We start from the raw sequence: 21517 nt of genomic DNA, 5'->3' as shown, positions 1-21517 counted from the left end.
CTTATGGCTTATGGCTTATCGCTCGCGGCTTACGACGAGCAGCTCACTTCCAGCCCGGCCGCCCAGTCCGGCGGCAGCGCGGCATAGGCTTCGGCCCCGGGCTGTTCGTCGAAGGGACGGGACAGCACGGCCAGCAGGCGGTCCACCTCGCCGAAGTCCTTCTCGCGCGCGCGCCGGATGGCGGTTTCCGCCAGGTGGTTGCGCAGCACGTACTTCGGGTTCACCGCCAGCATGGCCGCGGCGCGCGCGGCGTCGTCGGACTGCTCGGCGCGCAGCCGGGCGCGGTAGGTGCCGGCCCAGGCATCCCAGGCCGCGCGGTCCGGGAACAGGTCGCGCACCGGCGCGTCGCGGCTGCCGTCTGCCGACGATATGCGGGCGAGGTTGCGCCAGAACAAGGTGTAGTCCACGCGCTGTTCGTGCAGCAGCTGGAACAGGCTGGTCAGCAGCGGCTCGTCGTCTTCGTCGCGGCCGGCCGGCGGGCGCAGCCCGAGCTTGTCGCGGTAGCGCCGGAAGAAGGCGGCGGCGTAGCGCGCGCGGAACGGGTCGAGCGCCGCGCGCGCGGCTTCCACCGCCGCGTCCTTGCCCGCCTCGCCTTCGCCTTCGCGCCACAGCGGCATCAGCGCCTGGGCCAGGCAATGCAGGTTCCAGAACGCCACCTGCGGCTGCTGGCTGTAGGCGTAGCGGCCCTGCGAGTCGGTGTGGTTGCAGATATGGTTGGCGTCGAAGGCGTCGAGAAAGCCGAACGGGCCGTAGTCGATGGTCAGGCCGAGGATCGACATATTGTCGGTATTCATCACGCCGTGGCAGAAGCCCACCGCCTGCCATTGCGCCATCAGCTCGGCGGTGCGCAGCGACACCTCGCGCAGCAGCGCCTGGTAGGGCTGCGCATCCTCGCGGCAGGCCGGCATGAAGCGGTCGATGACGAAATCCGCGAGCTGGCGCAGCGCACCGATGTCCTCGCGCGCGGCAAAATGCTCGAAATGGCCGAAGCGGATGAAGGACGGCGCCAGGCGCGCCACCACGGCGGCGGTCTCGACGGTCTCGCGCCGGATCGGGGCGTCGGAGCCGACGATGCACATGGCGCGCGTGGTGGGAATGCCCAGCGCGGCCATGGCCTCGGAGCACAGGTATTCGCGGATCGACGAGCGCAGCACGGCGCGGCCGTCGGCCATGCGCGAGTAGGGCGTCATGCCGGCGCCCTTGAGCTGGATTTCCATCGGGCCGCCGGCGGTGCGCGCCTCGGCCAGGCGGATCGCCCGCCCGTCGCCGAGCTGGCCGGCCCAGACGCCGAACTGGTGGCCCGAATAGACGCTGGCGAGCGGATCGGCCCAGGCGGGCACCTGGTTGCCGGCAAACGTTTCGATGAAGCCGGCCTGCGTGGCGGCATGCGCGTCCCAGCCCAGCAGCGCCGCCGCGGGGGCCGAGACGCTGACCAGGTAGGGCGAGGGCAAGGGCGTGGGGGCCAGCCGCGTGAAAAAGCGCGAGCCGAGTTCGGCAAAGCCGGGCGCCGTGGCGAACGGCGCGGCAGCGGTGCCGTCGCCGCCGGGAAGCGGGTCGGGCAGGGAGGGAACGTCGGTTGGCTCGGAAGGGGTCACTGGGGGCGTCGTGTTGAGTGGCTGGGCGGCGCAGCGCCGGCTCGCCGGATTTCCCGCAAGTGCGCTTGCAGGCTAGGGAAAACGACATGTTGAGGTGCAACATGGCAGGCGTTATTGTACTTCCACGCTGTCATTGCCATCTGTGACCGCCGTTGCCGCCGCGCGGTCTCCGCAAGTCCTTCTCCAGTCTCGCAACGCACGCACCGGTGCAGGGCATGGGAGCGGCTTGCCGCGTGAGCGGGGAGCAGGGAGCAGGGAGCAGGGAGCAGGGAGCAGGACGATACGGCGGTGCACAACGGATTCCCGTTGACGTTTCATCACAGGATGGGAACAATCGGCCCAAAAATAGAACGGTTGTTCGTTTTTTTGCGGATTCCAAAAAACTACAGGAGACTATTCCATGGCATTGATGGGTCAAATGATGAGCGAACCCTTGCTCATTTCCTCCATCATCAAGCACGCCGCCCGCCACTACGGCGGCACGGAAATCGTCTCGCGGCGGACCGAAGGCGACCTGCACCGCTATACCTACCGCGACTGCGAGCTGCGCGCCCGCAAGCTGGCCCAGGCCATCGCCGCGCTGGGCGTGCGCGAGGGCGAGCGGGTCGGCACGCTGGCCTGGAACGGCTATCGCCACCTGGAGATCTACTATGCCGTGTCCGGCTCGGGCGCGGTGTGCCACACCGTCAATCCGCGCCTGTTCCCGGAACAGGTGGCCTACATCATCAATCACGCCGAGGACCAGTACGTGTTCTTCGACGCCACCTTCCTGCCGCTGGTCGAAGGCGTGGCGCCGCATTGCCCGGGCGTGAAGGGCTGGGTGATGATGAGCGACCGCGCGCACATGCCGGCCGACGCCAAGGTCGCGCTGCTGTGCTACGAAGACCTGGTCGACGCGCAGGACGGCAACTACACCTGGCCGCAGTTCGACGAGAACACCGCGTCCAGCCTTTGCTACACCTCCGGCACCACCGGCAACCCGAAGGGCGCGCTGTATTCGCACCGCTCCACGGTGCTGCATTCGTATGCGTCGGCGCTGCCGGACGCGCTGGGCTGCTCCGCGCAGGACGTGATCCTGCCGGTGGTGCCCATGTTCCACGTCAACGCCTGGGGCCTGCCGTACTCGGTGCCGCTGGTCGGCGCCAAGCTGGTGTTCCCGGGCGCCAAGCTCGACGGCGCCTCGCTGTACGAACTGTTCGAGCAGGAGAAGGTGACCTTTTCCGCCGGCGTGCCCACGGTCTGGCTGGGCCTGCTGCAATACGTGCAGGGCAACCAGCTCAAGTTCTCCACGTTCCGCCGCACCGTGATCGGCGGCTCGGCGGCGCCGCCGGCCATGATCCGCGCGCTCAAGGCGCTGGGCGTGGAGACCATCCACGCCTGGGGCATGACCGAGATGTCGCCGCTGGGCACCTCGTGCAAGCTGCTGGCGCGCCACGGGGACCTGCCGGAAGAAGAGCAGCAGAAGATCCAGGAGAAGCAGGGCCGCGTGATCTACGGCGTGGACATGAAGATCGTGGACGGCGACGGCAACGAACTGCCGTGGGACGGCCAGGCCTTCGGCGACCTGCACGTGCGCGGCCCCTGGGTGATCGAACGCTATTACCGCAACGACGCTTCGCCGCTGGTGGACGGCTGGTTCCCCACCGGCGACGTGGCCACCATCGACGCCGACGGCTACATGCAGATCACCGACCGCAGCAAGGACGTGATCAAGTCGGGCGGCGAATGGATCTCCTCCATCGATATCGAGAACGTGGCTTCCGCCCACCCGGCGGTCCACATGGCGGCCTGCATCTCCTGCTATCACCCCAAGTGGGACGAGCGCCCGCTGCTGGTGGTGGTCAGGCGCCCCGGCGCCGAGGTCACGCGCGAGGAACTGCTCGGCTTCTTCGAAGGCAAGGTCGCCAAGTGGTGGATCCCCGACGACGTCGCCTTTGTTACCGAAATTCCGCTCACCGCCACCGGCAAGATGCAGAAGCTCAGGCTGCGCGAGCAGTTCAAGGATTACCGGCTGCCGTCTGCCTGACCCCAAGGCGGCCACAGAGCCGCCATCCGCAGGACAGGTCCGCGGCGCGCCGAGGTTTCGGGAGAGGGCGCCGCGCGCGGGCCGGCATCAACCAAAGCCAACAAAAAAACCGAAGGAGACAAGCATGATCAGATTGCGTCCGCTCGTGGCCGCCACGGCCACCGTGGCGTTGTTCGCGGCGATGGGTTCCGGGGTCGCGGCTGCCGAGACGGTGAAGATCGCCTTTATCGATCCGCTGTCCGGGCTGATGGCGCCGGTCGGCCAGAACCAGCTCAAGAGCTGGCAGTTCGTCGCCGATCTCGCCAACCAGAAGGACTGGGGCGGCGGCAACAAGTTCGAGGTGGTCGGCTTCGACAACAAGCTGTCGCCGCAGGAAAGCCTGACCATCCTCAAGCAGGCGGTGGACCAGGGCATCCGCTACATCGTGCAGGGCAACGGCTCCTCGGTGGGCCTGGCGCTGGAGGACGCGGTCGCCAAGCACAACGAACGCAATCCGGGCAAGGAAATCGTCTACCTGAACTACGCCGCGGTGGACCCGGACATGACCAACAGCAAGTGCAACTACTGGCATTTCCGGCTCGACGCCAACTCCGACATGAAGATGGAGGCCCTGACCACCTTCCTGGCCAAGGACCCCAACGTCAAGAAGGTCTACCTGATCAACCAGAACTACTCGTTCGGCCACCAGGTGGCGCGCGCGGCCAAGGACTACCTCAAGCGCAAGCGCCCGGACATCCAGATCGTGGGCGACGACCTGCACCCGCTGGCCCAGGTCAAGGACTTCGCGCCGTACGCGGCCAAGATCAAGGCTTCCGGCGCCGACACCGTGATCACCGGCAACTGGGGCAGCGACCTGGCGCTGCTGATCAAGGCGGGCAAGGATGCCGGCCTGAACGCGAACTACTACACCTACTATGGCGCCACCACCGGCGTGCCGACGGCGATGGGTTCGTCCGGCGCCGAGCACGTCAAGTACGTGGGCTACTACAACGCCAACAACAAGGGCTTCAAGGGCTCCGAGGTCATCGAAGGCTTCAAGAAGAAGTACAACGACGACTTCTACGTGATGGCCGCGTACACCGGCATCGCCATGCTCGGCAAGGCCTTCAAGGACACCAGGTCGACCGATCCGGTCAAGGTGGCCAAGGCGCTCGAAGGCATGAAGGTCGACAGCATGAACGGCATCGTCGAAATGCGCGGCTCCGACCACCAGGTCCAGCAGCCGCTGGTGGTGGCCACCTGGACCAAGGTCGACGGCAAGGAGGTCAAGTACGACCAGGAGAACACCGGCTACGGCTGGAAGACCGACGCGCTGATGGACCAGTACGTGGCCGCGCAGCCCACGTCCTGCCAGATGAAGCGCCCGTAGGTCCGCCCCCGGCGGATGGTGCGGCGGACGGCAGGATGGTTCCGGCGCGCCGCCCGATCCTGCATACTGCGGCCCGCCCGGCGCGGCTGCGGCCCGCCCGGCGCGGCGCCCGCCGCGCCGGGCGGGCGGCGCTCACCCGGGCGCGGCCCGTCGTGCCATATCGCGGCCGGCAGGCGGCCGGAGGCTGCCTGGCTGGCCGGCGTCACAATGAAGGACATGTTGTGGAATTCTTCGTCATCTCCCTCCTGAACGGCATCAGCTACGGGCTGCTGCTGTTCATGCTGTCTTCCGGGCTTACGCTGATCTTCAGCATGATGGGCGTGCTGAATTTCGCGCATGCCAGTTTCTACATGCTGGGCGCGTATTTCGCCTACACCATCGCCGCCAAGATCGGCTTCTGGCCGGCGCTGATCTTCGCGCCGCTGCTGGTGGCCGGCGCCGGCGCGCTGGTCGAGCGCTTCGGGCTGCGCACCGTGCACAAGTACGGGCACGTGGCCGAGCTGCTGTTTACCTTCGGCCTGGCCTATCTGATCGAGGAAGGCGTCAAGCTGGTGTGGGGCCTGGCCGCCGTGCCGTACCGCATCCCGGCCGAGCTGGACGGGCCGCTGTTCACGGTGTTCACGTCGTCCTTCCCCAAATACCGCGCCTTCATGATGCTGGTGTCGCTGGCCATGCTGGTGGCGATCTACCTGGTGCTCACGCGCACCCGCATCGGGCTGGTGATCCAGGCCGCGCTCACGCACCCCGAGATGGTCGAGGCGCTTGGCCACAACGTGCCGCGCGTGTTCATGATGGTGTTCGGCGGCGGCGCCGCGCTGGCCGGGCTGGCGGGCGTGATCGGCGGCAATGCCTTCGTCACCGAGCCGTCGATGGCGGCCGCGGTGGGCTCGATCGTGTTCGTGGTGGCGGTGGTGGGCGGCATGGGGTCGCTGGTGGGCGCCTTCGTCGCTTCGCTGCTGATCGGTGTGCTGCAGACCTTCGCCGTCACGCTCGACGCGTCGCTGGCCGGGCTGCTGGGCATGGCCGGCATGCACGTCACCGACAGCACGCCGCTGTCCTCGCTGTGGAATCTCACGGTGGCGCAGGTCGCGCCGGTGCTGCCGTATCTGTTGCTGGTGGTGATGCTGATCTTCCGCCCGCGTGGTCTGATGGGTACCCGGGAGGGCTGACGGCATGGAGACGACAATGCAACAACGCCGCGAGGCGGCCGTGACCGGCCGCACCATGCGCTACCGGCCGCTCAACCTGGTGCGCTGGCTGATCTGGGGCAGCGCCGCGCTGCTGATGCTGGTGCTGCCGCTGGTGTTCACGGGCGGCTTCGCCATCACGCTGATGTCGCAGATGGGCATCATGATCATTTTCGCGCTGTCCTACAACATGCTGCTCGGCCAGACCGGCATGCTGTCGTTCGGGCACGCGGTCTACGCCGGGCTGGGCGCCTTCATCGCCATTCACGTGCTCAACATGGCGGGCGCGGGCAAGGTCTGGCTGCCGGTGTCGCTGCTGCCGGTGGTGGGCGGGCTGGCCGGGGCCTTTTTCGGCGTGCTGTTCGGCTACGTCACCACCAGGAAGTCCGGCACCACCTTCGCCATGATCACCATGGGCATCGGCGAGATGGTGTTCGCCAGCTCGCTGATGTTCCCCGACTTCTTCGGCGGCGAGGGCGGCATCTCCACCAACCGCGTGGTGGGCGAGCCGGTGCTCGGCATCACCTTCGGCCCGGGGCGCCAGGTGTATTACCTGATCGCCGTGTGGTGCCTGCTGTCGATGGCGGCCATGTACGCGTGGACGCAGACGCCGCTGGGCCGCATCGCCAACGCCGTGCGCGATAACCCGGAGCGCGTGGAATTCATCGGCTACAACACGCAGCGCGTGCGCTACCTGGTGCTGATCCTGTCGGCGTTCTTCGCTGGCATCTCGGGCGCGCTGTCGGCCATCAACTTCGAGATCGTCTCGGCCGAGAACGTCAGCGCGGTGCGCTCCGGCGGCGTGCTGCTGGCGGCCTTCATCGGTGGCGCCGGGGTGTTCTTCGGCCCGGTGATCGGCGCCGTGGTGTTCATCCTGTTCGCGGTGGCGCTGTCGGACCTGACCAAGGCGTGGCTGCTCTACCTGGGCCTGTTCTTCGTGCTGATGGTCATGTTCGTGCCGGGCGGCATCGCCAGCCTGCTGATGATGCAGGTGCCGCTGCTGGCGCGCGGCAAGCTGCGCGCCATGCTGCCCGACTACGGCCGCGCCGCGGCCGCCGGGCTGGTGCTGCTGGCCGCGGTGATCCTCACCGTGGAGCTGGTCTACAAGGTGCAGGTGGACAGCGCCAACGGCACCGCCATGTCGCTGTTCGGCATCGGCTTCGACGCCGCCGCCGTGGCGCCGTGGCTGGCGGCCGCGGCATTGTGGGCGGGCGGCCTGCTGGCCTGCCGCGCCGCGCGTGCGCGCGTGCGCGCGACCTGGGACAAGGTACAAGCCGAAATGGCCGGAGGTGCGGTATGAGCGCGGCACTGGAACTGAACGACGTGCGCAAGAAATTCGGCCAGACCGAGATCATCCGGGGCGTCAACCTGACCATCCCCAAGGGCGAGCGCCACGCGCTGATCGGCCCCAACGGCGCCGGCAAGTCGACCACCTTCAACCTGATCTCCGGCCGCTTCGCGCCCAGCTCCGGCACGGTCAAGCTCAACGGGCAGGACATCGGCGGGCTGCAGCCGTTCGTCATCAACCGCATGGGGCTGTCGCGCAGCTTCCAGATCACCAACATCTTCCACCGGCTGTCGGTGTTCGAGAACCTGCGTTGCGCCGTGCTCTGGTCGCTCGGCTACAAGTACTCGTTCTGGCACCGCCTGTCCGAGCTGCGCGACGCGCGCGAGCGCGCCGAGGAAGTGCTGGAGCTGATCGGCCTGCACCACCGCCGCCATACGCAGGCCAGCCTGCTCACCTACGCCGAGCAGCGCGCGCTGGAGATCGGCATCACCATCGCCGGCGGCGCCGAAGTCATCCTGCTCGACGAGCCCACCGCCGGCATGAGCCGCTCCGAGTCCGACCACGCCGTCGAGCTGATCCGCCGCGTCACCGTGGGCAAGACCCTGGTGATGGTCGAGCACGACATGAGCGTGGTGTTCGGCCTGGCCGACCGCATCTCCGTGCTGGTCTACGGCGAGGTGATCGCCACCGACACGCCCGAAGCCATCCGCGCCAACCGCAAGGTCAAGGAAGCCTACCTCGGCACCACCCTCGACGAACCCGCCACCGAAGGAGCGCACTGATGGGCAAGCGCATGCTGGACGTGCAAGGCCTGCACGCCTACTACGGCAAGAGCCACATCCTCCACGGCGTGGACGCCCATATCGGCGAAGGCGAGATCGTCGCGCTGCTGGGCCGCAACGGCGTGGGGCGCTCCACCATGGCCAAGGCCATCCTCGGCATGGTCAAGGCCGAAGGCTCGGTGCGTTTCCGCGACGAGGAAATCCTCGGCCGCCGCACCTTCGAGATCGCCCACCTCGGCGTAGGCTACGTGCCCGAGAACCGCGACATCTTTCCCACGCTCACGGTGCGCCAGAACCTGCTGCTCGGCGAAAAGCGCAACCCGCGCCAGCCCAGGCCCCGCTGGACCGTGCAGGACATGTACGACATGTTCCCCCGCCTCAAGGAACGCGAGCACACCGCCGCCGGCGTGCTCTCGGGCGGCGAGCAGCAGATGCTCACGCTGTGCCGCACGCTGATGGGCGACCCCGACCTCGTGCTGATCGACGAGCCCACCGAAGGGCTGGCGCCGATGATCGTCACGCTGGTGGGCGACTACCTGAAGCGGCTCAAGGAGCGTGGCGTGTCGGTGCTGCTGATCGAGCAGAAACTCGCCATCGCGCTGGACATCTCGCAGCGCGTCTACGTGATGGGGCACGGGCACATCGTGTTCGAAGGCACGCCGCAGGACCTGAAGGCGAATGCGGCGATTCGGAAGGAGTGGCTGGAGGTGTAGGGCGGCGTGGATCCCGGCCGCGGCCTATGCGCGGCTGCGCGCATGTCGTGCCATCGGTCCCCTGACTTGTTCGGGGGATTTGCATTTTGGGTCCCGACGCGATCCGCTCTCTGGTGGATGGGTATCTGTCGCGAGACTACTCGAATCCACTCGTTGAATCGGAAGTCAAAGGCATCAGGTTCGATTTCCTGAAATGCCTGGATCTGTATCACGGCCCCGAACTGGATGCTCAGATCAGCCAACTGGTCATCGATGCCGGGCGCGTGGACAGGGAGGGCAGTGCCGCGCCGTCAGGGGCGTGAACGGCTGGCTCGCGGCAGTCGAGCGTAATAAAGTCTCGGCGTAGGGACGTGCCGTACGACTTTCCGAACCGGGTGCCCGCGATATGCCGCCGTGAAGGGGCTGACTAGGCAGTTGCCCGGAACCCGCCTGTCTTCCCGCTCGCGATATGCTCCCGGGCGCTGTCGGCGAAGGACACCATGTCCGCCAGCGTCTGGCTGGATTCGCGATAGAAGTAGAGCGTCCATGCCAGATAGGGCTTGCTGCCCGTGCGTACGTCCTTCTCGGTGCAATCGAGCCTGGACTTGGCGAACGCCACCATATCGATCGGCTCGTCGAGGTCCATGCCTTCCACCGTGCTGATGTCGATGCCGATAAAGCTGCTGGTCGCGTCTTCCGAAATCTCGCCCCGGGAGTAGAGTTCCGTCGCGAGATACGCCATTTGTCGTGGCGTGATGCGGTTGAAATCGTATCGGCTCATCAGTTCCCGCAGCGGCAGGTTTGTGCGTAGCTCGGGATTGTCGATGTCCTTTGCCTGCGCGCGGGAATCCAGTGCCGCGCCGGTGCGTCCGGCATTCGAGATCCTGGCAGTGGTGGTTGCCGGCGTGGCCTGCGGAGCCACGTCCGGTGCGGCGACCTTGGGTGTGATCGATTGCAGGGCGTTCAGCTGAAGTCTATCTTCATGGTGATTGGCAACGTTGGATGAAGCTTGTTTGTCCGCGTGATGCATCGGGTGGCCGGGGATGGACGATGCGGAGAATCAAGATAGCCTCGAATACGGAGACAAGTACGTGTCCCGCATGTGAAATATCGGCAAGGCTGACAGGGGTCATCACCCCACTGGCGTCGTAAGAGAACTCTTATTTCCCCCGGATCGTTAATTCCAGAACGCCATTACAAGAACTGGATGGCGATCATGAATTTCGTATTTGAGCGAATGCATCCGGCGGGAGATTAATCGCGACGCCGTTTTTTGCCGCAGCCCCCATGTCGGTGGCGCGAAGGTGCTGGCGTCGGCCTACGCCGGTTCCGCAGGTCGGACCGTCGCAACGATGCCGCTGCGAGCCTGGACGCCGGGGCGGAATGCAAGAAGGCGCTGCGCTCCGTCACCGGAGCGCAGCGCCTTCTTGTTGTCCTGGCGGCTTACTTCGCCTTCAGGAACTCCCCCACCTCCAGCAGCACCATCTCATTGTCGTCCGCCTTGTTCGGCTCGCGGCTGCTGGAGAAGGGCAGGTTGTTGTCGTTGCCGACCACGATGTGGGTGGGGTCCACCACGTCGACGTTCTCGATGGTGAAGAACGGGAACTTGAGCACGCCGTCGTTGAGCGGCTTGCGCGCCAGCTTGTCGGGGTCGGCGATGTTGAGCAGGTCGATGTAGCCGATCTTGCGCAGCGGGCCGCCGGCGTTGGCGTCGGTCAGCTCGATCTTGTAGATGCGCTTGAACCTGGCGATGTCGGCGAAGCAGTCGTCGCGCTTCTGGCCTTCGGGGCAGGCCTTGTCGGCGGTGCCTTCGCCGTTGTCGCGCTCGATGATGAGGCCGGTGGTGGCGTCGATCATGTTGAAGTCGCCGATGGCGTTGCCGTTGGCTTCGAGCGGGTATTGCCACGAGCGGCCGGTCCATTTGCCGGCTTGCGTGTCGAATTCGAGCACGCGCAGCGCTTCCTTGCCGTCGACGCGCTCGTAGTCCTTGGCCTGGGCGTTCCATACCGGGCCTTCGAGCAGGGCGTAGAGCTTGCTGCCGTCCGGCGACGAGGCCATGCCTTCGAAGCCCTTGGAGCGCTTGACCTGGAAGTCGACCGCGCCGCCCGGCACGCCGGGCGTGGTGACGGCGGGGTGGTCGGGCGAGCGCACCGGCTTGCCGTCGACCAGGGTTTCGTACACGGCCAGCACCTTGCCTTGCAGGTCGGCCTTGATCAGGAAGGGCCCGAATTCGTCGCCGATCCACAGGGCGCCGCCGGCGAACTGGAAGCTCTCGGTGTCGAAGTCCGAACCGGTCAGGTAGCGTTGCCTGGTGCCTTCGTGGACGATGCGGAACGGCACTTTCTTGTCCGGGTCGTGCAGGAAGACGGTGCCCAGGCGCTGCAGCTTGCCGCCCTTGAAGTCCACCTTGTAGTGGTTCAGGTAGAGCATGAAGTCGGGCGAGTTGGCCTTGCTGCCGGCGCCGTTGTCGGTCAGCACCCAGAAGCTGCCGTCGGCCATGTGCCTGATGCCGGAGTGGCCTTGCAGCGGCTGGCCCTTGAAGGGCACCGATACGCCGGTGGGGCGGCCGTTCGACTTGCCTTCGATGCTGCCGATCTTTTCCGCGCGCTCGCCGGTGGTGAACTTGCCGCTGGACTGCAGGTCCTGCGGCGCGTCCTTGGGCGCGGCGATGAAGCTCTGCGCGGGCAGGATGGCATGGCCGGCGAGGATGGCGGGATAGGCGGGCGCGGCGGCCGTCTGCGCGGTTTGCGCGGTTTGCGATGCGGCGGGCAAGGCCCAGGCGGCGGCAGTGATGGCGATGACGGCGGAGACGGTCGCGGACGGAAGCAGGCGCATGCGGGCGGTGGGATCGGGTGGAAAGACCGCTACGATGCATGCGCCGAATGACGCGGGCATGACAGTTCCGGGACAGTCATATGCGCGGCGGCGGCGATGACCGACGCCCCGCTTTCTGCGTCCTCCGCGTCTTCCGGCGCGGGGCTCGCGCGAGAACGCGAAGCGCCTAAGGGTAAATCCGGAGACCTGCCTCGCGGGGGTTCACGGTGAGTGCGGCGCCGCGGAAGACGGCCCGGAAGTGCCTGATAACGCATCGGCCGGCGCTTGCGCGAACCGCGAAAATGCGCCCTGGCCAGAGTGGCATGCACGCCGGCGAGATCGGCCATAAAGCGGGCGCATGACGGCATCCCGGCGCGCCCAAATTAAAATTGAACGACCGTGCTTTTCTGTGTATGCTTGTCCCGCTCGTACTGCCGCCCGGGCCGTCGCCCGTACTCGGGCGGCCACCTGCGCGAGGTAGCCGGCGGGCGGTTTCCCCGGTAGCAGGAGCCGGCGCCAAGGCGGACAATGAGCCCGCCGCGCGCAGTTCCGGCCAAGGCGGAAACCATGCAGGACGACGCAGAAAAACATAATTCGAGAATTCGAATCCCGAGACAACTTCTAGTACAAAGGAACCAGCATGACAGCGCAGTATCAGGTTCAGGACGGCGTCGCCGTCATCACGCTCGACAATCCCCCCGTGAATGGCCTGGGCTACAGCACCCGGCTCGGCATCGTCGAAGGCTTGACCCGTGCGCTGGAAGATGCGGCCGTCAAGGCCGTCGTCATCACCGGCGCCGGCAAGGCTTTCTCGGGCGGCGCCGACATCCGTGAATTCAATACCCCCAAGGCCACCCAGGAACCCACGCTGCACTCGGTGATCCGCGCGATCGAAGCGTCGGCCAAGCCGGTCGTGGCCGCCATCCATTCGGTGGCGATGGGCGGCGGCCTGGAACTGGCGCTGGGCTGCAACTACCGCGTGGCCGCGAAGGGCGCGCAGATCGCGCTGCCGGAAGTCAAGCTGGGCCTGCTGCCCGGTGCCGGCGGCACGCAGCGCCTGCCGCGCGTGATTGGCCTGGAGGCTGCCCTGAACATGATCGTGTCGGGCAATGCCATCCCGAGCGAGAAGTTCGCCGGCACCAAGCTGTTCGACGAGATCGTCGACGGCGACGTGCTGCCCGCTGCCGTGGCCTTCGCCAAGAGCGTCGCCGCGGCGCCCGGCCCGTACCCCAAGGTGCGCGACCTGAAGGTCAAGCACGAGAACGCCGAGGGCTTCATCGCCTTCGCCCGCAATACGGTGGCCGCCGTGGCCAAGAACTTCCCGGCGCCGCTCAAGTGCGTCGACGCCGTGGCCGCGTCGCTCAAGCCGTTCGAGGCAGGCCTGAAGGCCGAGCGCGAAGGCTTCATGGCGCTGGTGACCACGCCGGAATCGCGCGCGCTGCGCCATGCGTTCTTCGGCGAACGCGCCGCCAGCAAGATCCCCGACGTGCCCGGCGACACCCCGGTGCGCAAGATCGAGAAGGTGGCCGTGATCGGCGCCGGCACCATGGGCGGCGGCATCACCATGAACTTCCTCAACGCGGGCATTCCGGTCACCATGCTGGAAACCAAGCAGGAAGCGCTGGACCGCGGCGTGGCCACGATCCGCAAGAACTACGAGAACAGCGCCAAGAAGGGCAAGCTCACGCAGGAAAAGGTCGAGCAGCGCATGGGCCTGCTGACCACCACGCTGTCCTACGACGACATCAAGGACGCGGACATGGTGATCGAAGCCGTGTTCGAGGAAATGGGCGTCAAGGAAATCGTCTTCAAGAAGCTGGACGAAGTGATGAAGCAGGGCGCGATCCTGGCTTCCAACACCTCCACGCTGGACGTCAACAAGATCGCCTCGTTCACCAGGCGCGCGCAGGACGTGGTCGGCATGCACTTCTTCAGCCCGGCCAACGTGATGAAGCTGCTCGAAGTGGTGCGCGGCGAGAAGACCGGCAAGGACGTGCTGGCCACGGTGATGCAGATCGCCAAGAAGATCAAGAAGACCGCCGTGGTGTCGGGCGTGTGCGACGGCTTCATCGGCAACCGCATGATCGAGCAGTACAGCCGCCAGGCCGGCTACCTGCTGGACGAAGGCGCGCTGCCCGAGCAGGTCGACAAGGCCATCGAGAAGTTCGGCTTCGCCATGGGGCCGTTCCGCATGGGCGACCTGGCCGGCAACGACATCGGCTGGGCCATCCGCAAGCGCCGCGCGGTGGACAAGCCGGACATCCAGTACTCCAAGACCGCCGACCTGCTGTGCGAGCTGGGCCGCTTCGGCCAGAAGACCGGCGCGGGCTGGTACGACTACAAGGCGGGCGACCGCAAGCCGTACCCGAACCAGCAGGTCAACGAGATGATCGTGCAGCACTCGAAGGACCTCGGCATCGCGCGCCGCAAGATCTCCGACGAGGAAATCGTCGAGCGCCTGGTGTTCGCGCTGGTCAACGAAGGCGCCAAGATCCTGGAAGAGGGCATCGCGTCCAAGGCCTCGGATATCGACATGGTCTACCTGACCGGCTACGGCTTCCCGCTGTTCCGCGGCGGCCCGATGCTGTACGCGGACCAGGTCGGCCTGTTCAACGTGGCGCAGGCGATGAACCGCTATGCCAAGGGCTATCACGGCGAAGCCTGGAAGCCCGCCGCGCTGCTGCAGAAGCTGGCGGCCGAAGGCAAGGGCTTCAACGACTAAGCCGGCCGTGAGGGCGGGGGCAATCGCAAGGGCAACGCAAGGGCGGAACCAACCATGAGCTACGGTGCGCAGGATTGCCTGCTGGTGATCGACGTGCAGAACGACTTCATGCCGGGTGGGGCGCTGGCCGTGCCGCATGGCGACGAGGTCGTGCCCGTCGTCAACCGGCTGGCGCAGGCGTTCGAGCATGTGGTGGTGACGCAGGACTGGCATCCCGCCGGCCATGCGTCGTTCGCCGCCAGCCATGCCGGCGCGCAGCCGTTCCAGGCCATCGCGCTGCCGTACGGGCAGCAGGTGCTGTGGCCGGTGCACTGCGTGCAGGACACGCCGGGCGCCGCGCTCCATGGGGGCCTGCGCGTGCCGCATGCGCGGCTGGTGATCCGCAAGGGCCACCACCGCGACGTGGACAGCTACTCCGCCTTCATGGAGGCGGACCGCGCCACGCGCACCGGGCTGGCCGGCTACCTGCGCGAGCACGGCGTGCGCCGCGTGTTCTGCGCGGGCCTGGCGACCGACTATTGCGTGGCCTGGAGCGCGCTCGACGCGCGCGCCGCGGGCTTCGAGGCGGCCGTGATCGAGGACGCTTGCCGCGCCATCGACCTCGACGGCTCGCTCGAACGCGCCTGGCAGGACCTGTCCGCCGCCGGCGTGCAGCGCCTGCAGTCGGCCGACGTGCTCGCCGCGCAGCCCTCGCGCTAGACAAACCGAACAACGCGCAAGAGCGCAAGAGAGCGCAAGAGCGACTTGCGCAGACACCAAGATTCCGAGGAGCAACAAATGAACGAGGCAGTCATCGTATCCACCGCACGGACCGGCCTGGCCAAGAGCTGGAAGGGTTCATTCAACATGACCCACGGCGCCACCCTGGGCGGCCATGCGGTCCAGCACGCCATCGCGCGCGCCAGGATCGAAGCCGGCGAAGTGGAAGACGTGCTGATGGGCTGTGCCAACCCGGAAGGCGCCACCGGCGCCAACATCGCGCGCCAGATCGCGCTGCGCGCGGGCTGCCCGGTCACCGTGCCGGGCGCCACCGTCAACCGTTTCTGCTCGTCCGGCCTGCAGACCATCGCCATGGCCGCGCAGCGCGTGATCGCCGATGAGGGCGACATCTTCGTGGCCGGCGGCGTCGAGTCCATCTCCTGCGTGCAGCAGGACATGAACCGCCACATGATCCAGGAAAGCTGGCTGACCAGGAACAAGCCGGAAATCTACTGGAACATGCTGCAGACCGCCGAGAACGTGGCCAAGCGCTACAACATCTCGAAGGAACGCCAGGACGAGTACGGCGTGCGCAGCCAGCAGCGCGCCTTCGCGGCGCAGGAAGCCGGCAAGTTCAACGACGAGATCGTGCCGATCACGGTGCTCGCCGGCGTGGCCGACAAGGCCACCGGCCAGCTGATGACCAGGGAAGTCACGGTCTCCGCCGACGAAGGCATCCGCGGCGACACCACGCTCGAAGGCGTGGTCAAGATCCGCACCGCCGTGCCCGGCGGCGTGATCTCGGCAGGCAATGCCTCGCAGTTCTCCGACGGCGCCTCGGCGGCCGTGGTGATGAACGGCAAGGTGGCCGCCGCCCGTGGCCTGCAGCCGCTGGGCGTGTTCCGCGGCTTCGCCGTGGCCGGCTGCGAGCCCGACGAAATGGGCATCGGCCCGGTATTCGCGGTGCCCAAGCTGCTCAAGAAGGCCGGCCTGAAGGTCGACGACATCGGCCTGTGGGAGCTGAACGAAGCGTTCGCCGTGCAGGTGCTGTACTGCGCCGACAAGCTGGGCATCCCGATGGACCGCCTCAACGTCAACGGCGGCGCCATCGCGGTGGGCCACCCGTACGGCGTGTCGGGCGCCCGCCTGGTGGGCCATGCGCTGATCGAAGGCAAGCGCCGCGGCGTCAAGTACGTGGTGGTGACCATGTGCATCGGCGGCGGCCAGGGCGCGGCGGGGCTGTTCGAAGTCCTGTAACGAAGTCCTGTAAGACGCTGTTTGGCATTGCCGATGGTTTGCTCCCCTCTCCCGCACGCGGGAGAGGGGAGCAAACATGCGGAGCGGGGTCGTGTGCGTCTTTGCGCGCGCCCTGCCGCCAGAACAAAAAAACGCGGCGTGCCATGCAGCGCGCCGCCGTGGAGACAGCGACGATCCGGGCCGGCGCGCCCGCATCGCGCATCATCGATTTTCGCTTTCAGACCAGGAGCCCGTTCCTGCCATGTCGCTGATCCTTTCCCGCCGTGACCTGAACTTCATGCTGTACGAGTGGCTCAAGGTCGAGGAACTGGCGCGCATCCCGCGCTACGCCGACCACTCCCGCGAGACCTTCGACGCCGCGCTCGATACCTGCGAGAAGATCGCCACCGACCTGTTCGCGCCGCACAACAAGAAGAACGACCAGCATGAGCCGCATTTCGACGGCGACACCGTCGCCATCATCCCCGAGGTCGGGGCCGCGCTGAAGGCCTTCTGCGAGGCCGGGCTGATGGCTGCCGGGCAAGACTACGAGATCGGCGGCATGCAGTTGCCGGTGGTGGTCGAGAAGGCCGGCTTCGCCTACTTCAAGGGCGCCAACGTCGGCACCAGTTCCTATCCGTTCCTGACCATCGGCAACGCCAACCTGCTGCTCGCGCACGGCACGCCGGCGCAGGTGGAGACCTTCGTCAAGCCGGAGATGGAGGGGCGCTTCTTCGGCACCATGTGCCTGTCGGAGCCGCAGGCCGGCTCGTCGCTGTCGGACATCACCACGCGCGCCGACTACGAGGGCGAGTCGCCACTGGGCCGGCAATACCGCCTGCGCGGCAACAAGATGTGGATCTCCGCCGGCGAGCACGAGCTTTCCGACAATATCGTGCATCTCGTGCTGGCCAAGATCCCCGGCCCGGACGGCAAGCTGATCCCGGGCGTGAAGGGCATCTCGCTGTTCATCGTGCCGAAATACCTGGTCAACGCCGATGGCAGCCTGGGCGAGCACAACGACGTGGTGCTGGCCGGCCTGAACCACAAGATGGGCTACCGCGGCACCACCAACTGCCTGCTGAACTTCGGCGAAGGCATGAAATACCGCCCGGGCGGCAAGGCCGGCGCGATCGGCTACCTGGTCGGCGAGCCGCACAAGGGGCTGGCCTGCATGTTCCACATGATGAACGAGGCGCGCATCGGCGTGGGCCTGGGCGCGGTGATGCTGGGCTACACCGGCTACCTGCACGCGCTGGACTACGCGCGCAACCGCCCGCAGGGCCGCCCGATCGGTCCCGGCGGCAAGGATCCGGCCAGCCCGCAGGTGCGGCTGGTCGAGCATGCCGACGTCCGCCGCATGCTGCTGGCGCAGAAGAGCTATGTGGAAGGCGGGCTGGCGCTCAACCTGTATTGCGCGCAACTGGTGGACCAGGAACGCGCGGCCGCGGGCGCCGAGCACGAACGGCCGGCGCTGCTGCTGGACATCCTTACCCCGATCGCCAAGAGCTGGCCGTCGCAATGGTGCCTGGAGGCCAACAGCCTGGCCATCCAGGTGCACGGCGGCTACGGCTACACCCGCGAGTACAACGTCGAGCAGTTTTACCGCGACAACCGCCTCAATCCGATCCACGAAGGCACCCACGGCATCCAGGGCCTGGACCTGCTGGGCCGCAAGGTGGTGATGAAGGACGGCGCCGCGTTCAAGGCGCTCGGCGAGGAAATCCAGGCCACCATCGGCCGCGCGCTGGCCGGCGGCGATGCCGGGCTGGGCAGCCACGCGCGCGCGCTGGGCGCGGCCGTCAGGCGCGTGGCCGAGGTCACGCAGGCGCTGTGGGCGGCGGGCGACGCCAGCGTGACGCTGGCCAACGCGTCCGTCTACCTGGAGGCCTTCGGCCACGTGGTGGTGGCGTGGATCTGGCTCGAGCAGGCGCTGCTGGCGCAGGCCGCTCTGCCCGCCGCCGGCGGCGACGATGCGGCCTTCTACCGCGGCAAGCTGGCCGCGGCGGCGTACTTCTTCCGCTGGGAACTGCCCAAGGCCGGCCCGCAGCTGCACCTGCTGGCCTCGCTGGACCGCACCACGCTGGACATGCAGGACGCCTGGTTCTGACGCCCGGCGCCATGCGAGACAAGACCCGCGCGCGCCGGACCCGGCGCGCGCCACATGATCGGGAGACCCCATGCATACCATCCAGCAACTGTTCGACCTCACGGGCAAGACCGCGCTGATCACCGGCGGCTCGCGCGGACTCGGCCTGCAGATCGCCGAGGCGCTGGGCGAGCAGGGCGCGCGCCTGGTGCTGTCGGCGCGCAAGGCCGACGAGCTGCAGTCGGCCCAGGCCCACCTCAAGGCACGCGGCATCGACGCCGAATGGATCGCCGCCGACGGCGCGCGCGACGCGGACATCGCCCGCCTGGCCGACGAAGCGCTGGCCAGGCTCGGCCATGTCGACATCCTCGTCAACAACGCCGGTGCCACCTGGGGCGCGCCCGCCGAGGACCACCCGGTGGAGGCCTGGGACAAGGTCATGAACCTCAACATCCGCGGCGTGTTCCTGCTGTCGCAGCGCATCGGCAAGCTGTCGATGATCCCGCGCCGCTACGGGCGCATCATCAACGTGGCCTCCATCGCCGGGCTGGCGGGCAACCCGCCGGGCTCGATGGAAACCATCGCCTACAACACCTCGAAGGGCGCCGTGGTCAATTTCACGCGCACGCTGGCGGCCGAGTGGGGCGAGCACAACATCACCGTCAATGCGCTGGCGCCGGGCTTCTTCCCCTCGAAGATGACGCAAGGCTCGCTCGACCGCATGGGCGTGGACGCCATGTGCGCCGGCGTGCCGCTGCACCGGCTGGGCGACGACGAAGACCTGAAGGGCGCCGCGCTGCTGTTCGCCAGCGATGCCGGCAAGCACATCACGGGCCAGGTACTGGCGGTGGACGGGGGCGTCAGCGCGGTCTGAGCCGTGCTTTAATGCAGCCGGTGCGCGGCGGGCATGCCGCTTGCAGGTTCCCGCCCGCGCACCGATCCTGTTTCCCGCTTCATTCACTATCCATGACCCAAACCAACGGCTTTCCCCTCAGGATCCCCTTCCTGGCTTCGCTCGGCGTGCAATGCAACCGCATGGACCGCGACGGCAGCGAGATCGAACTGGCGCTCGAGGAGCGCCACCAGAACAGCTGGGACATGGCGCACGGCGGTGTGCTGATGACGCTGCTCGACGTGGCCATGGCGATTGCCGGGCGCGCGGCCGACGGCGATGGCCGCGGCGTGGTGACCATCGAGATGAAGACCACCTTCATGGCACCGGGCCGGGGCAAGCTGATTGCCCGCGGCCAGTGCGTGCATCGCACCAGCACCATGGCGTTCTGCGAGGCGGAGATCGTCGACGGCGACGGCAAGACCGTGTCGCGCGGCTCGGGCACGTTCAAGTACGTCAAGCGCGTGCCGCCGCAGCGCGCGGGCGGCAGCGCCGCCGACACCGGCGCCGACGGCTGAGGCCGGCGCGTCCGGCCGGACCGGCGGGCGATGCCGGGACCGGCGGCAAAAAGGGCAAAGGCAAAGGGAAAGCCGGCGCGCAGCACCTGGCAGCACCTATAAAACAGAAGAACGGAGACAAGATGCTGTTTGAACGGACCGCCGCCGCGCGGCGCCTGAGACTGACCGTGCTCGCCGCGTGCGGCGCAGGAGCATTTGCCATGTACCACCCCGCCCGGGCCCAGAATGCCCCCGTTCCGCCGGCAGCCGCGGCACCCGCGATAGCCCCGTCCGCACCCCCGCCCGCACCCGCGCCGGCGCCGGTGTTCGCGGATGCGGCCGCCACCGACCCCGTCGCCGCGGGCTGGATGCAGGGCTTTCCGCCCGCGCCGGACAAGATCGTCAGCTTTACCCCCGCCGGCAATGGCTTCCCGCGCACGCGCTGGAGCTTCTCGCACATCCGCGAGCTGGTGCCGACCGCGTCGGTCTGGCACGGGCGCGGCCCGGTCTCGGCCTTGCCGCGCGCCGAGCGCGACATCGGCGGCACGCCGTTCATCGACGCCGACGGCACGCGCCGCACGTTCGCCGACATGCTGGCGCTGACCTACACCGACGGCATCCTGGTGATGCACAAGGGCCGCGTGGTCTACGAGAAGTACTTCGGCGCGCTGGACGATCACACGCCGCACATCGCCATGTCGGTGACCAAGTCCTTCGTCGGCACGCTGGCCGCGATGCTGGTGGCCGACGGCAAGCTCGATCCGGCCGCGCCCGTCACGCGCTACCTGCCGGAGATGGCGGGCACCGCCTACGGCGACGCCACGGTGCGCGAAGTGATGGACATGACGGTGGGCGTCAGGTACTCCGAGAACTACGCCGACCCCAAGGCCGAGATCTGGGACTACAGCCGCGCCGGCGGCATGATGCCGCGCGAGCCGGGCTACGCCGGCCCGCGGACGTTCTATGAATTCCTCGCCACGCTGAAGAAGGAAGGCGAGCACGGCCAGGCCTTCGCCTACAAGACGGTCAATGCCGAGGTGCTGGCGTGGATCGTCAAGCGCGTGTCGGGCCAGCCGCTGGCCACGCTGCTGTCCGAGCGCGTGTGGCAGAAGATGGGCGCCGAGAACGATGCCTACTTCATGGTCGACAGCGTCGGCAGCGAATCCGGCGGCGGCGGCCTCAACACCACGCTGCGCGACCTGGCCCGCTTTGGCGAGACCATGCGCAACGACGGCCGCTTCAACGGCCGGCAGATCGTCCCGGCGCAGGTCGTGGCCGATATCCGCCGCGGCGGCGACCCCGCCAGGTTCGCCAAGGCCGGTTATGCCACCTTGCCGGGCTGGAGCTACCGCTCGATGTGGTGGGTCTCGCACGACGACCACGGTGTGTTCGAGGCGCGCGGCATCCACGGCCAGCGCATCTACGTCGATCCCCGGGCCGAGCTCACCATCGTGCGCTACGCTTCGCATCCCGTCGCCGCCAACGGCGCCAACGATCCCGTCACGCATCGCGCGTACCGGGCGCTGGCGCTGGCATTGATGAAATAGCCATGCCGCAAGCCGGACGGCATCCACGCACAACGCCGGGCACGGGACACCTCTCCTGGCCCGCTTCACCATAAGGAAACCA

17 protein-coding genes are annotated in these 21517 nt (G+C 67.5%); 14 read left to right on the top strand and 3 right to left on the bottom strand.

Annotated elements, in window-relative coordinates; all coding sequences use genetic code 11:
- Positions 1–29 precede the first annotated feature (29 nt).
- Entirely contained in the window at positions 30–1562 is a 1533-nt protein-coding gene (locus ACKI2N_RS10160; protein WP_420994325.1) for a protein adenylyltransferase SelO, read from the bottom strand.
- 433 nt (positions 1563–1995) lie between these two features.
- On the opposite strand from ACKI2N_RS10160, the gene ACKI2N_RS10155 reads away from it, so the two are divergent.
- The 7 genes from ACKI2N_RS10155 to ACKI2N_RS10125 all read left to right on the top strand — a co-directional run bounded on the left by ACKI2N_RS10155 (position 1996) and on the right by ACKI2N_RS10125 (position 9262).
- The gene (locus tag ACKI2N_RS10155; protein ID WP_420994308.1) at positions 1996–3621 is read left to right on the top strand and encodes a 3-(methylthio)propionyl-CoA ligase; all 1626 of its coding nucleotides are present in this window, start codon (positions 1996–1998) and stop codon (positions 3619–3621) included.
- 124 nt (positions 3622–3745) lie between these two features.
- Entirely contained in the window at positions 3746–4990 is a 1245-nt protein-coding gene (locus ACKI2N_RS10150; RefSeq protein ID WP_420994307.1) for a branched-chain amino acid ABC transporter substrate-binding protein, read from the top strand.
- Positions 4991–5211: 221 nt separating this feature from the next.
- Entirely contained in the window at positions 5212–6159 is a 948-nt protein-coding gene (locus tag ACKI2N_RS10145) for a branched-chain amino acid ABC transporter permease (RefSeq protein ID WP_420994306.1), read from the top strand.
- A 4-nt stretch (positions 6160–6163) separates the two neighbouring features.
- Positions 6164–7477, top strand: coding sequence for a branched-chain amino acid ABC transporter permease (locus tag ACKI2N_RS10140; protein ID WP_420994305.1), 1314 nt, complete (start codon positions 6164–6166; stop codon positions 7475–7477).
- Complete coding sequence (locus ACKI2N_RS10135; RefSeq protein ID WP_420994304.1) at positions 7474–8247, top strand: ABC transporter ATP-binding protein; 774 nt, start codon at positions 7474–7476, stop codon at positions 8245–8247. The genes ACKI2N_RS10140 and ACKI2N_RS10135 overlap by 4 nt, the downstream gene beginning before the upstream one ends.
- Positions 8247–8960, top strand: coding sequence for an ABC transporter ATP-binding protein (locus ACKI2N_RS10130; RefSeq protein ID WP_420994303.1), 714 nt, complete (start codon positions 8247–8249; stop codon positions 8958–8960). The genes ACKI2N_RS10135 and ACKI2N_RS10130 overlap by 1 nt, the downstream gene beginning before the upstream one ends.
- Before the next feature lie 113 nt (positions 8961–9073).
- Entirely contained in the window at positions 9074–9262 is a 189-nt protein-coding gene (locus ACKI2N_RS10125) for a T6SS amidase immunity protein Tai4 family protein (RefSeq protein WP_420994324.1), read from the top strand.
- A gap of 104 nt (positions 9263–9366) precedes the next feature.
- Here ACKI2N_RS10125 and ACKI2N_RS10120 read toward each other — a convergent pair whose 3' ends face one another.
- Both ACKI2N_RS10120 and ACKI2N_RS10115 read right to left on the bottom strand, forming a co-directional pair.
- Positions 9367–9969, bottom strand: coding sequence for a hypothetical protein (locus ACKI2N_RS10120; RefSeq protein ID WP_420994302.1), 603 nt, complete (start codon positions 9967–9969; stop codon positions 9367–9369).
- A 413-nt stretch (positions 9970–10382) separates the two neighbouring features.
- Positions 10383–11774, bottom strand: a complete 1392-nt coding sequence (locus tag ACKI2N_RS10115) for an esterase-like activity of phytase family protein (RefSeq protein WP_420994323.1) — start codon at positions 11772–11774, stop codon at positions 10383–10385.
- Positions 11775–12393: 619 nt separating this feature from the next.
- Here ACKI2N_RS10115 and ACKI2N_RS10110 point away from each other — a divergent pair.
- The 7 genes from ACKI2N_RS10110 (at position 12394) to ACKI2N_RS10080 (ending at position 21435) form a co-directional block, all read left to right on the top strand.
- Entirely contained in the window at positions 12394–14475 is a 2082-nt protein-coding gene (locus ACKI2N_RS10110) for a 3-hydroxyacyl-CoA dehydrogenase NAD-binding domain-containing protein (protein WP_420994301.1), read from the top strand.
- Between the two features lie 54 nt (positions 14476–14529).
- The gene (pncA, locus tag ACKI2N_RS10105; RefSeq protein WP_420994299.1) at positions 14530–15174 is read left to right on the top strand and encodes a bifunctional nicotinamidase/pyrazinamidase; all 645 of its coding nucleotides are present in this window, start codon (positions 14530–14532) and stop codon (positions 15172–15174) included.
- Between the two features lie 78 nt (positions 15175–15252).
- Positions 15253–16431 (top strand): acetyl-CoA C-acyltransferase, encoded by a 1179-nt coding sequence (locus tag ACKI2N_RS10100; RefSeq protein ID WP_420994298.1) that lies wholly within the window; start codon positions 15253–15255, stop codon positions 16429–16431.
- 241 nt (positions 16432–16672) lie between these two features.
- Positions 16673–18520, top strand: coding sequence for an acyl-CoA dehydrogenase (locus ACKI2N_RS10095; RefSeq protein WP_420994297.1), 1848 nt, complete (start codon positions 16673–16675; stop codon positions 18518–18520).
- A 70-nt stretch (positions 18521–18590) separates the two neighbouring features.
- A complete protein-coding gene (locus ACKI2N_RS10090) occupies positions 18591–19373 on the top strand; it encodes an SDR family oxidoreductase (RefSeq protein WP_420994296.1) in 783 nt (260 codons plus the stop codon).
- Positions 19374–19465: 92 nt separating this feature from the next.
- Entirely contained in the window at positions 19466–19909 is a 444-nt protein-coding gene (locus ACKI2N_RS10085; protein ID WP_420994295.1) for a PaaI family thioesterase, read from the top strand.
- A 122-nt stretch (positions 19910–20031) separates the two neighbouring features.
- On the top strand, positions 20032–21435 hold the full coding sequence (locus ACKI2N_RS10080) for a serine hydrolase domain-containing protein (RefSeq protein WP_420994294.1): 1404 nt from the start codon (positions 20032–20034) through the stop codon (positions 21433–21435).
- Positions 21436–21517: the final 82 nt, after the last annotated feature.

This window comes from Cupriavidus sp. 30B13 (assembly GCF_049059565.2).
GTDB lineage: Bacteria > Pseudomonadota > Gammaproteobacteria > Burkholderiales > Burkholderiaceae > Cupriavidus.
This window is presented reverse-complemented; position numbering and strand designations above follow the sequence as displayed.

Excerpts from the sequence above, each read along its gene's own strand:
- ACKI2N_RS10080 (WP_420994294.1), top strand. The coding sequence starts at position 20,032 with ATGCTGTTTGAACGGACCGCCGCCGCGCGGCGCCTGAGACTGACCGTG.
- ACKI2N_RS10085 (WP_420994295.1), top strand. The coding sequence starts at position 19,466 with ATGACCCAAACCAACGGCTTTCCCCTCAGGATCCCCTTCCTGGCTTCG.
- pncA (WP_420994299.1), top strand. The coding sequence starts at position 14,530 with ATGAGCTACGGTGCGCAGGATTGCCTGCTGGTGATCGACGTGCAGAAC.
- ACKI2N_RS10095 (WP_420994297.1), top strand. The coding sequence starts at position 16,673 with ATGTCGCTGATCCTTTCCCGCCGTGACCTGAACTTCATGCTGTACGAG.
- ACKI2N_RS10100 (WP_420994298.1), top strand. The coding sequence starts at position 15,253 with ATGAACGAGGCAGTCATCGTATCCACCGCACGGACCGGCCTGGCCAAG.
- ACKI2N_RS10120 (WP_420994302.1), bottom strand. The coding sequence starts at position 9,969 with ATGCATCACGCGGACAAACAAGCTTCATCCAACGTTGCCAATCACCAT.
- ACKI2N_RS10135 (WP_420994304.1), top strand. The coding sequence starts at position 7,474 with ATGAGCGCGGCACTGGAACTGAACGACGTGCGCAAGAAATTCGGCCAG.
- ACKI2N_RS10110 (WP_420994301.1), top strand. The coding sequence starts at position 12,394 with ATGACAGCGCAGTATCAGGTTCAGGACGGCGTCGCCGTCATCACGCTC.
- ACKI2N_RS10090 (WP_420994296.1), top strand. The coding sequence starts at position 18,591 with ATGCATACCATCCAGCAACTGTTCGACCTCACGGGCAAGACCGCGCTG.
- ACKI2N_RS10155 (WP_420994308.1), top strand. The coding sequence starts at position 1,996 with ATGGCATTGATGGGTCAAATGATGAGCGAACCCTTGCTCATTTCCTCC.
- ACKI2N_RS10150 (WP_420994307.1), top strand. The coding sequence starts at position 3,746 with ATGATCAGATTGCGTCCGCTCGTGGCCGCCACGGCCACCGTGGCGTTG.
- ACKI2N_RS10140 (WP_420994305.1), top strand. The coding sequence starts at position 6,164 with ATGGAGACGACAATGCAACAACGCCGCGAGGCGGCCGTGACCGGCCGC.
- ACKI2N_RS10130 (WP_420994303.1), top strand. The coding sequence starts at position 8,247 with ATGGGCAAGCGCATGCTGGACGTGCAAGGCCTGCACGCCTACTACGGC.
- ACKI2N_RS10115 (WP_420994323.1), bottom strand. The coding sequence starts at position 11,774 with ATGCGCCTGCTTCCGTCCGCGACCGTCTCCGCCGTCATCGCCATCACT.